Here is a 13664-nt window from a genome sequence, read left to right on the forward strand (position 1 = left end):
CACCGGAACCCTTTCCAGAACCATGAGCAAACTGGACCTCAGGCAGGTCGAGCTGCGCCGACTGCTGTCGGACGCACGGCCCACGCAGGTCTTCGAGGACCTGCTGCAGCGCGGCCTGGTCGCCTGCCGGCAGGACTTCGGCTCGCTGCTGCTCGAGGTCTTCCCGAAGATCGATTCGACCGTGGTCGCGATGCTGTGGCGCTGGCGGCGGGACGGCGAGTGGCATCCGGCGCTGTCGGATGCGCATGTGGATTCGCAGGTGAGGCGGCTGCTGGCGGAGGCGGGGTACTTCGATGCGGTGCTGCAGGCGGTCGAGAGCGAGAAACTCGGCGACTCGTAGGCATCGGCTCAGCGCAACTCCCGCCGCAGCGGCAACAGCAGCCAGAACCGCGTGCCCGCGCCCGGCGTGCTCTCGCCCCCGAGCTGCCCCCCATGCTTCTGGACCACGGCCCGCACCACCGCGAAGCCCAGGCCCATGCGCCGCGGCGCGGCGGCGGCCGAGGCATCGGGGTCGGCGCGCGGCGTGGCCACGGGCTCGGGTGCGAACTGGGCGCGCTGCCCGCGCGGCGCATGGAGCAGGGCGTGCAGCTGTGCGGGCGTCATGCCCGAGCCCTGGTCGGCGATGGTGATGCGCACGCGGTCCGGCGCGGCGTCGTCGGGGGTGGCGGACTCGAGATCCATGCGCAGCTCGATGCGCGCGCCCGGCGCGCTGTGGCGGATGGCGTTGTTCAGCAGGTTGACGATGGCGCGCGTGAGCAGCGAGCCGTCGGCGCGCACGAGGGTCTCGTCGGCGTCGTCGAGGCGCGCATCGATGCGCACGCCGTTGGCCTGCGCGTAGTGCCAGGCCTGGTCCCGGGCATCGAGCAGCACGGCGCCCACGTGGGTGTCGGCGAAGCGGTAGTCGTCCGACTCGGCCTGCGCGAAATCCATGAAGCCCTCGGCCAGGTCGAGGGTGCGCTTGGCCTCGCGGCGGATGGCCTTGCGCATGTCGGCGGTACCGGCCGCGTCCGGGTCGCCCTCGTGCATGGACAGCAGGCTCAGGATGGTGACCTGCGGGCTGCGCAGGTCGTGCGAGAGAAAGCGCCGCCATTCGTCGCGCTGCCGCTGCGCCTCGCGCTCGGTCGTGAGCTCGGGCAGCATGACGACCCAGCCGCGGTCGTCGGGCGCGTCCGCGCCGAAGGCGGCGGCCTCGAGGCGGAACACGCGCGCGTCGGCGGTGGTGTATTCGTCGCGCAGCCGGATCGTCCAGTGCAGCCGCGCCGAGCCCGGGGCATCGGCCTTCGCGGCCGTCGCCATCGGCGCGATCAGTTGCGGCAGCGACAGGCCGCGCAGCGCATCGGGATCGCTGTCGCGCTGCGCGAGCTCGCCGCCGCCGAGCAGGCGGGAAGCGGCCGCGTTGCCCGAGGCGATACGGCCCTGGTCGTCGCAGATCAGCATGGCCACGGGCATCGCATGCATCGCCTCGTCCATCAGCTTCTGCATGCGCTGCACGCGCGCGATGGCGCGGTCGAGCGCCTGCTTGGGATGCACCACCGGGTCGCCCGAGAGCGCGGGCGGCGCGGGCATGACCTCGAACGCGCCGCTCGGGATGGCATGCAGCACCCGCGCGCGCTGGCGCAGGTAGGCCAGCTGCGACTCGAGCCGGCGCCAGCTCCACAGCAGGTAGAGCAGGAACAGCCCGGCGATCGGCGCCGCGGGCGGCAGCCACCAGTGCCAGCCCAGCATGGCGATGCCGCTGGCCAGCAGGCAGGCGACGGCGAGGCCGAAGGCGATCGGCAGCGCATGGCGCTGCAGACGCACCAGCAGCCACAGCGCGATCCACAGCGGCACGACGGTCCAGGCCGCGTAGCCGGCCGGCGGCAGCAGCGCGACGTTGCGCGCGTTCATCAGGTCGTCGATGGCGTTGGCATTGACCTCGATGCCGGGCAGCACGCCGCGCATGCCGGCGTTCGGCGTCAGGGTCTGGTCGCCGAGGCCGGGCGCGGTGGCGCCCACGAGCAGCAGCTTGTCGCGCAGCAGCTCGGCGGGCACTTCGCCGCGCAGCACGCTGACGTAGGGCACCGTGCGGTAGCTGCCGCGCGGGCCCGCGAAGACCAGGCGCAGCGGGTCCTGGCGCAGCCAGTCGCCGGGCCGACCGGCCTCGGGCGACGGCGGCGGCACCCGCCCGGCGATCAGTGCGCCCACGTAGGGCTGCAGATGGCCCGCGTAGCCTTCGCGCAGGTAGAGCGTGCGCGCCACGCCGTCGGGATCGGGTGCGAGGCCGGCGTGGCCGAGGCCGCGCGCGCGTTCGGCGAAACGCGGCAGCGGCGCGAGGAAGCCCGGGTGCGTGCCTTCGTCGAGCGCGTCCGGCCCGGCATGCGCCCCGGCATGCAGCAGCGGCAGGTAGACCGGCAGCAGGCCCATCGCCTCGGACAGCCGCGCATCCTCGCGCGGGTCGGTGCTGGGCTCGGTCAGGAACATGTCGAGCAGCACGGCGCGCGGCGCGGCCGGCGCCAGCCGCTCGAGCAGGCGCGCATGGATCTCGCGGCTCCAGGGCCAGCGCCCGAGTTCGCCGAGGCTGCGTTCGTCGATCGCGATGATCAGGATCTCGGGCGCCGCGGTGTGCGAGGCGAGGATCAGCAGCCGGTCGTGGATGAACGCATCCATCTGCAGCAGGCCGGGCCGCTGGGCCAGCACCAGCATGGCCAGCGGCAGCAGCAGCGCCATCAGCAGCCGTTCGACGACGAGCCGGGTCGAGGGCATGACGGCTTCAGCGCGCCGGGATCTCGAAGCTGCCGCCGAAGCCGGCGGCGCCAGCCTCGCCCTCGCCCACGGGGCGCGCGCGCCAGTGGTAGCGCCCGCCCAGCACGAAGGGCCCGACCACCATGCCGGCGACATGGGCCGCGGGCTCGTCGATCAGCAGCACCGAGAAGTCGGGGCCGCGCGAGAGTTCGAAGGCATAGCGCTGGCCCGCGGCGCCCGGCCAGCGGATCTCGACGCGGCCATCGGACAGCAGGGTCGCGCTGCCGCGGCCCGTGTCGGCGCCGGCGGCCGCGGGTAGGTAGACGGTGCTGTCGCCCGGCAGGCCTTCGAGCTGGTTCGCATCGAAGGCGGTGAGGCGCAGCTGGTAGAAGCCGGCCTCGAGGTCGGCCGGCGCCGTGAAGGCCGGGGCCTCGCCGCGCTGCTCGTGCACCGGCAGCAGGAAGCGCTCGTCGCGCGCGAGCTGGAGGCGATAGCTTTGGGCGCCGGCCACCGGCTCGAACTGCAGCGCGCGATCGGCGCGCGGCGCGTTCGAGGCCAGCAGTTGCGGTGCCGGCAGCAGCGTGCGCGCCTGCGCGCCGGTGCCGTCGAGCAGCACCGCGCCGCTGCCGGCGCGCAGCACCAGCGGCGGTTCGGTGCCGCCGCGGTCCTGGCGCACCACCACCTCGCCCTCGATCACCTCGCTGGCCAGCGTGCCGTTCTCGTCGCGCACGCGAAAGTGCGTGCCGCGCACGCCGAGGCCCATCGAGCGCGCGCGGATCTCGAACTGCTGGCCCGGCTGCTGCTTCTGCACCTGCGATTCGACGCGGCCCCGGATCAGCCGCAGCTGGATCGTCTGGGTGTCGATGGCCTGCACCTCGAGCGCGCTCTGCGACGGCAGCACGACGCGGTTGCCGCCGGGCAGGCCCAGCGTGACGAAGGCATCGGGACCGGTGACCAGCACGTCGCCCGGCAGGATCGGCGTGCCGGGCGCGAGCACCTGCTCGGGGCCGCCCGGGCGCTGGCGCGAGGCCCGGCCCTCCACCGCCGCGACCACGGCGGCGCCCTCGGGCACGAGGCGGCCGTCGGCGAAATACAGCAGCTTGCCCGGCTGCAGCAGCCGTGGCTCGCCGACCTGGTTGCGCTGCTGCACCTCGGGCCAGCGCAGCGGCGTGCGCAGGTGCTGGTTCGAGATGCCCCAGAGGGTTTCGCCGGGCTGCACCACGTGGGGCGACTGGGCCATGGCCAGCGGCGCGGCCAGGCCGGCGCAGACCGCGAGCGCGCCGGCCAGGCGCCGCGCGAGCCGGGTGGCGGCGCGCCACGGCGCCATCAGGATTCCACCTGCTGCATGGCCTCGAGCCGGTAGCCGCGGCCGTAGACCGTGCGCAGGCTCAGGCCGCGCGCGGCCTCGAGGCCGAGCTTGTTGCGCAGGCGGTAGATGTGGCTGTCGAGCGTGCGCGAGGGCAGCTCGTCGCTGCTGTAGCCGGCGCTCTCGAGCAGGTGGGCGCGCGACACGATGCCGCCCAGGTGCTGGAACAGCGTGAGGGCGAGGCTGAACTCGCGGTCCGACAGCGCATGGCGTTCGGGCGCCGCCGCCTCGCCCGGTGCCGGATGGATCAGCACGCTGTGCGTGAGGCGCTCGAACTCCCAGCGGCCGAAGCGCTCGCCGGGCGAGCTTTCCACCGGCGCGCGGCGCGCCATCAGGCGCTGCACGCGCGCGCGCAGCTCGAGCGGGCGAAACGGTTTGACGATGTAGTCGTCGGCGCCGAGGCTCAGCGCCTCCACCACGTCCTGCTCGGAGGCGCGCGAACTCAGCATCAGCGTGGGCACCTGGTCGGCCTGCCAGGTGCGCAGCCAGCGCAGCAGCTCGACGCCGGCCAGGCCCGGCACGTTCCAGTCGAGCACCAGCAGGTCGAAGCTTTCGCGCCGCAGCACCTGCTGCAGCGCGAGGCCGTCGGAGAGGGCCGTGCAGCTGACCGTGGTGTCGCCAATTGTTAACAACTGCTCCAGTGTCCGGACCAGGTGTGACAGCTGGTCGGGGTCGTCTTCGAGGATGGCAATGCGCATGGTCCGAGAGGTAGCGAGGCGATTCTGACAGTGAATCCCGACGCGAAATCTGACGAATTCACGCAGGCGAGACGCCACGTCCCATTGTTTGCAATTGCAAGAAAGTAGTAAAGAAATTCACAAATGCGGGCAGAAGCTTTCTGCAAATCTGACCAAACCTCGCGCGCCGCTCTTGCCCGGCAGGGCCCCTCGACATCATCCGCCGCCTGTGCAGCGAACAAGCGCTGCCCTCCCATCGAATCGCCGCCCTTCGGGCCCAGCCAGGGGCCAGGTCGTGCGCATGCGGCCCATCTGATTTTGAGGATCACGAAGAAATGAACAAGACGTACCGGTCGGTCTGGAATGAAGCGCTCGGAGCCTGGGTGGCGGCGTCGGAAACGGTGAAGGCCCGCGGCAAGGGAGGCGGTCGCGTACGCGCGGCTGTGTTGGCCGCGGGCCTGGCGGCGGTGACGGCGCTGGGCGCCGGCGATGCCTGGGCGCAGGCCGGCATTCATGACGGCACCGGGCATGCCAACCCCGACCCGGTGCCCGGCGCGGTGCTCGACATCAACTCCTCGACCCGCGGCGTGATGATGCCGCGCGTGGCGCTGACCGACGCGAGCGTCTGGGGCCTGCCCGGCGGCGTGCCGGCCGACGGCATGGTGCTGTTCAACACCACCCCCGGCACGGCCGCCAACGGCCTCACGCAGGGTCTCGTGACCTGGAAGGGCGGGCGCTGGGTGAGCGTCGACGAGACGCCCTACCTGCACGTGAACGCGACCGCCGCCGGCAATTCGACGCTCGCCAACTCGGGCGCGACCGGCGCCAACAGCGTGGCGATCGGGCCCGACGCCAAGGCGAGCGCGGGCGACACGGTGGCCATGGGCAACGGCACCGAGGCGCGCAAGCTCGGCGACATCGCCATCGGCCGCGGCGCGCTGGCGAGCGGCGGCAACAACCTCAACAGCCCGACCGAGAACTGGAGCTCGGTGGCGCTGGGCGCCTATGCCGCGGCCACCGAGAGCAACTCGGTCGCCGTCGGCGGTTCGGCCAAGGCCGAGGGACGCGGCACGGCGCTGGGTTCGCGCGCCGAGGCCGGCTACGACACGGTGGCGGTCGGCATGTACGCGGGCATGAGCCGGCCGGCCAAGTCCGATCCCAACGATTTCAGCAATGCCTTCAACACCTTCGTGGGCAGCGGCGCCGGCGTTGCGGGCAGCGGTGCCCGCAACGCCTACGTCGGCAACCAGGCCGGCGCCATCGTCACCGGCGACGAGAACGTCGGCATGGGCTTCGGCGCGGGCGGGCTGACCACCGGCAACCGCAACATCGCGCTCGGCCAGCGCGCGGGCCAGGTCGTGACCGGCGACCAGAACATCCACCAGGGCACGCTCGCGGGGCTGCAGTCCACCGGCAGCAACAACATCGCGCTGGGCACCGGCGCCGGCGCCAACCTGACGCTCGCCGCGCAGGATCCGAACAGCCCCATTCCCCAGGCCGTGGTGCAGGCGGCGAGCCTGGCGGCGCAGAACGAGTTCATGGGCTTCCTCGCCTCGCGCGGCGTGACCCAGGCCGGCATCGACGACGGCAGCTACACCATCGACGGCGCTGGCAACGTGGTGCAGGCCAGCAGCGGCAACGTGGTGGTGACGGCCGCCGAGCTGCAGGACTCGTTCGTGCGCGCCTCGCAGCGCAACGGCGTGGCCGGCACCAACGCCAGCCGCACCACGGCCGTCGGCTACCTCTCGCGCGCCACCGGCGACGACGCGCTGGCCATCGGCTCCTCGGCGGTCGCGGGCGAGAAGGCCGCGGTGGCGATCGGCAGCGGCAGCCAGGCTTCCGGCGTCTCGGCCGTGGCCATCGGCACAGGCGCGCAGGCCAATGGCACGCAGTCGATCAGCATCGGCACGGGCAACGTCGTCAACGGCGACCACAGCGGCGCCGTCGGCGATCCGAACACGATCAGCGGCAACAATTCCTATGCGGTCGGCAACCACAACACGATCGCCGCCAGTTCGAGCCACGCGCAGGGCAACAACAACGCGCTGACCGATGCCACGGGCAGCTACCTGTTCGCCAACGGCGAGCAGAACAGCGTCTCGGGCAGCGGCAACTACGGTGCGATCGTCTCGGGCGGGCTCAACGCGATCGCGGGCAACACCAATGAATACAACCAGCTGATCGGCTACCAGAACGAGCTCAGCGGCAACGACAACCAGAGCACGAGCCAGATCGGCCGAAACAACAGCATCACGGGCGACGGCAACCGGCTGGTGAGCGTGATCGGCAACCAGAACGCGCTGACGGGCAAGAACGACAACACCAGCGTCCTCGGCACGGTCAACACGCTGGACGGCACCTCGCTGACCAGCGTCATCGGCGCCAACAACAAGGTCGGCGCGACTTCGGCCACCAGCGTGATCGGCAAGGGCCTGAGCGTGACCGGCGGCGAGAAGAACTTCGTCGGTGGCGTGGACACGACGCTCAACGGCCTGAGCTCCAGCGTGGTGCTGGCCGATGGCGGCCAGGTCGCGGACAACGCCAGCGGCGTGGTGCTGCTCGGCAAGGGTGCGCAGGCCGGTGCCAGCGACACCGTGGCGGTGGGCACCTCGGCGAGCGCGCTGCAGACCAGCGCTACCGCGGTCGGCAACGGCGCGCGCGCCGACGGCGCCACCGCCGTGGCGATCAACGGCCAGGCCACGGGGACCCAGTCGACCGCCATCAACGGCATCGCCAACGGCGCGGCGGCGGTGGCGATCGGCGGTGCCTCCAGCGGCACGGCCCGGGCCGACGGCTTCAGCGCCATCGCCATCGGCGGCCAAGCCACGGGCGACAACACCGTCGCGCTGGGCTGGGCCGCGCGCGTGGACAACGCCGAGAACGCGATGGCGCTCGGCGCGAGCTCGCGCGCCAACGTCGCCGACGGCGTGGCGCTGGGCAGCCAGTCCGAGGCGAACACGGCGGCCGGCGTGGCCGGCTTCGATCCGTCCACGGGCAAGGCCTCCACCAACACCGGCGCGGCCTGGACCAGCACGCTGGGCGCGGTCAGCGTGGGCAGCAACGGCCAGACGCGCCAGATCACCAACGTGGCGGCCGGCAAGGAAGCGACCGACGCGGTGAACGTGGCGCAGCTGCAGGCGGTGCAGCAGGCGGCGACCACGCATTACTACAGCGTGAACGACAACGGCGTGACGGGCGGCAACCACGGCAACGACGGCGCCACCGGCCTGAATGCCCTGGCGGCCGGCGTCGATGCCGCGGCGGCGGGCGACCATGCGACCGCGGTCGGCTCGGGCGCCCAGGCGGCCGGTGCCGGCTCGACGGCCGTCGGCGTGGGCGCGGGCCAGGGCACGCCGGGCGCGAGCAACACCGCGGTGGGCGCCTCGGCCGGTGCGTCGGTGACCGGCAGCGAGAACGCGGCCTTCGGCAGCGGCGCCGGCACGGGCATCACGGGAGAGGCCAACACCAGCCTCGGCACCTCGGCCGGGGTCGATGCCCAGGGCGACCGCAACACCTTCGTGGGCAACGACTCGGGGACCGGCGCCAAGGGCACGCGCAACGTGGCGGTCGGCAACAACGCGGGCGACAGCATCGACGGCAACGACAACCTGGGCCTGGGCAGCAGCGCGGGCAACGGCGTGCAGGGCAACCGCAACGTCGGCGTCGGCACGGTGGCCGGCAGCGTGGTGACGGGGACCGACAACGCCGCGCTCGGCACGGGGGCCGTGAGCCTCGTGAAGGGCAGCGGCAATGTCGGCGTGGGGCAGGGCGCGGGCGGCGTGGTCGATGGCGACAACAACGTCTCCATCGGCAGGGGCGCCGGCACGGCGGCGATGCTCGACCTGGACCGCGGAGGCTATGTCGACCGCAGCGGCAACCTGCTGGCGGGACAGCCGGCGGCCACGAAGGCGAACGACACGGTTTCGATCGGCAACCTCGCCTATGCCTCGAAGGACCGCGCGATCGCGGTGGGCAAGGGCACCGAGGCCAGCGGCCTCGAGGCCGTGGCCATGGGTTCGGGCGCGCAGGCCAACGGCGACGAGAGCCTCAGCGTGGGCCCGAACGCGGGCCGGGGCTCGAGCGGCGCCTACAACGCCGCCTTCGGCACCAAGGCCGGACAGAACGTGACCGGCACCAGCAACGTCGCATTGGGCGGCAATGCGGGCAACGGCGTCGCCGGCGACTTCAACCTCGGCGTGGGCGAGGGCGCGGGCACGCGCACCGAGGGCTCGTACAACGCGGCCCAGGGCCACTATGCGGGCACCGACATCAAGGGCAACGCCAACCTGTCCGCCGGCTTCTACGCGGGCTTGGGCACCCAGGGCGACAACAACGTGGCCCTGGGCAGCATGGCGGGCATCAACGTCGAGGCCAGCGACACGGTGAGCATCGGCAGCAGCGCCGTGGCCGGCAAGGACGGCGCGGTCGCGGTCGGCCGCGAGGCCCAGGCCAGCGCGGCCGACGGCGTGGCGCTGGGCGCAGGATCGCAGGCGACGCAGGATGCGGCCGCGCTGGCGCTGAAGAACGCCTATGCGCCCGATGGCGCCGCGGTGGCCGGCAGCGCGCCGGTGGGCGAGGTGTCGGTGGGCAGCGCGGGCAAGGAGCGCCGCATCACCAACCTCGCGGCGGGCGCGGACGATACCGACGCGGTGAACGTGAGCCAGCTCAAGGCGGCGCAGACGCACTACTACAGCGTGAACGACAACGGCACGCCCCAGGGCAACCACGACAACAACGGGGCCACGGGCATCAACAGCCTGGCGGCGGGCGTGAATGCCGCGGCGACGGCGGATCAGTCGGTGGCCGTCGGCGTTTCGTCCGTGGCCTCGGGCGGCGGCGGCGTGGCCGTGGGCAATTCTTCGCAGGCGCTGGGCCAGCAGACCACGGCCATCGGCGGGAACGCCGGCAATGGCGTGACCGGCGGCGACTATGCCACCTATGTCGGTACGAATGCCGGCGCGGCTTCCAAGGGTGCGTCCAACACCTACGTCGGCAGCAGCGCGGGCCTTGGCGCGACCGGAAACTACAACGCGACGTTGGGCACCACGTCCGGCTACAAGCTGGCGGGGGACTACAACACCATCGTCGGGACCTCCGCCGGCCTGTCGACCCAGGGGGACCGCAACGTCGCCGTCGGCACCTTCGCGGGAATGAACCTGCAAGGCAGCGACAACCATGTCGCCGGCAGCGCGGCCGGCTTCGCCCTCCAGGGCGACAACAACGTCGCGGTCGGTACCTCGGCCGGCACCGGCTACTTCATCGACACCAAGACGGGCCTGCTCACCGACCGCAACGGCAACAAGGTGGCGGGCACGCCGCCGCGCACCGTGCTGAACGACACCGTGGCCGTCGGCAACCATGCCATCACCGACTCGGACCGTTCGATCGCGCTGGGCAAGCGCGCCATCGCCGGTGCGAGCGGCAGGACGGACGCCATTGCCATCGGCACCGGCGCGCAGGCCCTCGGCGCGAGCAGCATCAGCATCGGCACCGGCAACATCGTCAGCGGCGACAACAGCGGTGCCATCGGCGACCCGAACATCGTCAGCGGATCGGGCAGCTACGCGGTGGGCAACAACAACGACATCGCGGCCAACAACGCCTTCGCGATAGGCAACAACGTGACCATCGCCGCGGGTCTGGATGGCGCGGTGGGCATCGGCAACGGCAGCACGGTGAGCGCGGCGACCGTGGCGTCGTATGCGCCCAATGGGGCAGCGGTGGCCGGCACGGCCACCGGCAGCAACGTGGTGAGCGTCGGCGCCTCGGGCGCGGAGCGGCGCCTCACCAACGTGGCCGCCGGCGGCGCGGACACCGACGCCGTGAACGTGAGCCAGCTCAAGGCCGCGCAGACGCACTACTACAGCGTGAACGACAACGGCACGCCGGGCGACAACTACGACAACAAGGGCGCGACCGGAACCAACGCGCTGGCCGCGGGCGTGGGCGCCGCGGCCAAGGCGAACGACGGCGTGGCCGTCGGTGCCTCGGCGGTGGCGGACGGCACCTCGGGGGGCTCGGTGGCCATCGGCCGCGGCGCCAGCGCCTTCACCTCCAGCGGCGGGGCGGTCAACCATGGCGCCACCGCGATCGGCAGCGGCGCGACCGCGAGCTTCTCGAACTCGACGGCGCTCGGCGGCAATGCCAGCGCGCTGGCTTCGGAAGCGACCTCGCTGGGCGCGGGCAGCAGCGCCGGCACCAATGCCGTGGCCGCCGGCTTCCAGGCCAAGGCCGCCAATGGCGGCGCGGCCATCGGTTTCAACGCGACCACCGTGGGCACCGCGGCCGTGGCCGTCGGCCCCGGTGCGACCGGCACCGGCCTCGCATCGGTGTCCGTGGGTTCCAACACCGATGCGCAGGGCGTCGGCGCCGTGACCGTGGGCGCGGCCAGCCGCGCGTTCCAGGACGGCAGCACCGCGCTCGGCGTGCGTGCGTCCGCCGCCCTGGCCGACAGCGTGGCGCTGGGCAGCAACTCGCTGGCGAACACGGCCGCGGGCGTGGTCGGCTACGACCCGGGCACCGGCACCGCCGCGAAGAGCGGCACGGCGATCGCCGACACCACCAGCACGCTGGCGGCGGTGAGCGTGGGCGGCAATGGCCAGTTGCGCCAGATCACCAACGTGGCCGCGGGCGCCGCGGACAGCGACGCGGTCAACGTGAGCCAGCTCAAGGCCGTGAGCCGGGTCGCGAACGCGGGCTGGAACGTGGCGGCCAACGGCGAGGCCACGGGAGGCAACGTCGCGCCGGGCGGCAAGGTGGACTTCGGCAATTCGGATGGCAACGTCACGATCACCCGCACCGGGACCGATCTCGATGTGAAGCTGGCCGATGACGTGAAGGTCAACAACAGCGTGACGGTGGGGCAGAGCGTGCTCAACACCACGGGGCTGACGGTCAACAACGGGACCACGACGACGGCCGTGTCGGCGGGTGGCGTGACCAGTGGCACTGTGAATCTCAGCGGTGTCAGCAACGACATCCAGGGCCTGAGCAACAAGACGCTGACCGATCCGAGCTTTGCGACCGTGGGGCGTGCGGCGACCGAAGAGCAGTTGAAGCTCGTCGATCAGACCGCCAATGCGGGCTGGAACGTGACGGCCAATGGCGCGGGTTCGTCGACGGCGAACATCGGCCCGAACGGCAAGGTCACGTTCAATGGCGACAGCAACATGACCGTGACGCAGACGGGGGCTGCCAATGACGGCCAGGTGAATGTCGCGCTCAACAAGAACGTGAACCTCACGGCGGCGGGCAGCCTGAGCACGGGGAACAGCCGGGTCGACAACGCGGGCCTGACCGTCAACAACGGGACCACCACGACGGCGGTGTCGGCTGGGGGCGTGAGCAGCGGCACGGTGAATCTCAGCGGTGTCAGCAACGACATCCAGGGGCTGAGCAACAAGACGCTGACCGATCCGAGCTTTGCGACGGTCGGCCGTGCGGCGACCGAGGAGCAGCTGAAGCTCGTCGACCAGACCGCCAATGCAGGCTGGAACGTGGCGGCCAATGGCGAGGCCACGGGTGCGAACGTGGCGCCGGGTGGCAAGGTGGACTTCAGCAATTCGGACGGCAACGTCACGATCACTCGCACGGGCACCAACCTCGACGTAAAGCTGGCCGACGACGTGAAGGTCAACAACAGCGTGACCGTGGGGCAGAGCGTCGTGAACACGACAGGGTTGACGGTCAACAACGGAACCACCACGACGGCTGTCTCTGCCGGTGGCGTGACCAGTGGCACGGTGAATCTCAGCGGTGTCAGCAACGACATCCAGGGCTTGAGCAACAAGACCCTGACCGACCCGACATTCGCGACCGTGGGCCGTGCTGCAACGGAAGAGCAGCTCAAGCTCGTCGACCAGACCGCCAATGCGGGCTGGAACGTGGCGGCCAACGGAGAAGCCACAGGCGCGAACGTTGCACCCGGCGGCAAGGTGGACTTCAGCAACTCGGACGGCAACGTCACGATCACTCGCACGGGTACGAACCTGGACGTGAAGCTCGCGGACGACGTGAAGGTCAACAACAGCGTGACGGTGGGCCAGAGTGTAGTGAACACGACGGGCCTGACGGTCAACAATGGGACCACCACGACGGCGGTGTCGGCGGGTGGCGTGACCAGCGGCACGGTCAAGCTCAGCGGTGTCACGAACGACATTCAGGGCCTGAGCAACAAGACCTTGACCGATCCGACGTTCGCGACTGTCGGTCGTGCGGCGACCGAAGAGCAACTGAAGATCGTCGACCAGACGGCCAATGCGGGCTGGAACGTGGCAGCCAACGGCGAAGCCACGGGTGCGAACGTTGCGCCTGGCGGCAAGGTCGACTTCAGCAATTCGGACGGCAACGTCACGATCACTCGCACGGGCACCAATCTCGATGTGAAGCTGGCCGACGACGTGAAGGTCAACAACAGCGTGACGGTGGGCCAAAGTGTCGTGAACACGACGGGGCTGACGGTCAACAACGGAACGACTACGACGGCCGTCTCGGCCGGTGGCGTGACCAGCGGCACAGTGAGCCTCAGTGGTGTCACGAATGACATCCAGGGCTTGAGCAACAAGACGCTGACCGACCCGAGCTTTGCGACCGTGGGCCGCGCGGCGACCGAAGAGCAACTCAAGATCGTCGACCAGACCGCCAATGCGGGCTGGAACGTGGCGGCGAACGGAGAAGCCACAGGTGCGAACGTTGCGCCGGGTGGCAAGGTCGATTTCAGTAATTCGGACAGCAACGTCACGATCACCCGCACGGGTACGAACCTGGACGTAAAGCTTGCGGACGACGTGAAGGTCAACAACAGCGTGACGGTGGGGCAGAGCGTCGTGAACACCACGGGTCTGACCGTCAACAACGGAACCACCACGACGGCCGTCTCGGCCGGTGGCGTGACCAGCGGC

General features: G+C 71.3%; 5 protein-coding genes. 2 read left to right on the plus strand and 3 right to left on the minus strand.

Annotation, left to right across the window (positions count from 1 at the left end; translation table 11 throughout):
- Nucleotides 1-22 precede the first annotated feature (22 nt).
- Entirely contained in the window at nt 23-340 is a 318-nt protein-coding gene (locus tag AC07RM_RS23370; RefSeq protein ID WP_495336052.1) for a hypothetical protein, read from the plus strand.
- An 8-nt stretch (nt 341-348) separates the two neighbouring features.
- On the opposite strand, the gene AC07RM_RS23375 is transcribed toward AC07RM_RS23370, so the two are convergent.
- The 3 genes from AC07RM_RS23375 to AC07RM_RS23385 are packed head-to-tail and all read right to left on the minus strand — an operon-like array spanning nt 349 to nt 4785.
- Complete coding sequence (locus tag AC07RM_RS23375) at nt 349-2742, minus strand: CHASE2 domain-containing protein (RefSeq protein WP_495336053.1); 2394 nt, start codon at nt 2740-2742, stop codon at nt 349-351.
- Nucleotides 2743-2749: 7 nt separating this feature from the next.
- Nucleotides 2750-4048, minus strand: a complete 1299-nt coding sequence (locus AC07RM_RS23380; RefSeq protein ID WP_495336054.1) for a FecR family protein — start codon at nt 4046-4048, stop codon at nt 2750-2752.
- Complete coding sequence (locus AC07RM_RS23385; protein WP_208512853.1) at nt 4048-4785, minus strand: response regulator transcription factor; 738 nt, start codon at nt 4783-4785, stop codon at nt 4048-4050. The genes AC07RM_RS23380 and AC07RM_RS23385 overlap by 1 nt, the downstream gene beginning before the upstream one ends.
- Before the next feature lie 314 nt (nt 4786-5099).
- On the opposite strand from AC07RM_RS23385, the gene AC07RM_RS23390 reads away from it, so the two are divergent.
- A partial coding sequence (locus AC07RM_RS23390; protein ID WP_495336055.1) for an ESPR-type extended signal peptide-containing protein occupies nt 5100-13664 on the plus strand: 8565 nt, incomplete at its 3' end.

This window comes from Variovorax sp. GW821-FHT09B05 (genome assembly GCF_059418265.1).

What these genes read in the sequence shown, in the direction of transcription:
- AC07RM_RS23370 (WP_495336052.1), top strand. Translation starts at nt 23, where the DNA reads ATGAGCAAACTGGACCTCAGGCAGGTCGAGCTGCGCCGACTGCTGTCG.
- AC07RM_RS23380 (WP_495336054.1), bottom strand. Translation starts at nt 4,048, where the DNA reads ATGGCGCCGTGGCGCGCCGCCACCCGGCTCGCGCGGCGCCTGGCCGGC.
- AC07RM_RS23375 (WP_495336053.1), bottom strand. Translation starts at nt 2,742, where the DNA reads ATGCCCTCGACCCGGCTCGTCGTCGAACGGCTGCTGATGGCGCTGCTG.
- AC07RM_RS23385 (WP_208512853.1), bottom strand. Translation starts at nt 4,785, where the DNA reads ATGCGCATTGCCATCCTCGAAGACGACCCCGACCAGCTGTCACACCTG.